Origin of the sequence: Paraburkholderia sp. SIMBA_054 (assembly GCF_046534875.1) — a bacterium.
GTDB classification, from domain to species: domain Bacteria; phylum Pseudomonadota; class Gammaproteobacteria; order Burkholderiales; family Burkholderiaceae; genus Paraburkholderia; species Paraburkholderia hospita.
In genome coordinates this window covers 1-249 of the sequence record NZ_JAWRXV010001344.1, presented here as the reverse complement: position 1 = coordinate 249, position 249 = coordinate 1, and the positions used below count along the sequence as shown (strand labels likewise).

At 62.2% G+C, this 249-nt stretch carries 1 pseudogene; it reads right to left on the bottom strand.

Annotated features, from left to right (window positions below):
* A pseudogene (locus SB822_RS59460) lies at window positions 1-206 on the bottom strand (ecotin precursor); the annotation flags it as partial.
* Window positions 207-249: the final 43 nt, after the last annotated feature.

The window sequence follows — 249 nt, the reverse complement described above, 5'->3', positions numbered from 1 at the left end:
GCATAGACAGGCTGCGCATAGACCGGCTGTTGATAGGCCACCGCGGGCGCAGGATTCAATATCGACGTCACGACCGCGCCCAGCACCGCGCCGCCGATCAGTGCGCCCACTACATCGCCGCCGCCACCGCCATGACCATGAGCCGACGCTTGCCCCGCGACGCTCAAGCTGCCCACCATCACTAACGCCACTGCTAACTTTTTCATTTTTCGCTCCCGCCGTTCAGGCATGGAACGAATTGTCGGCTAC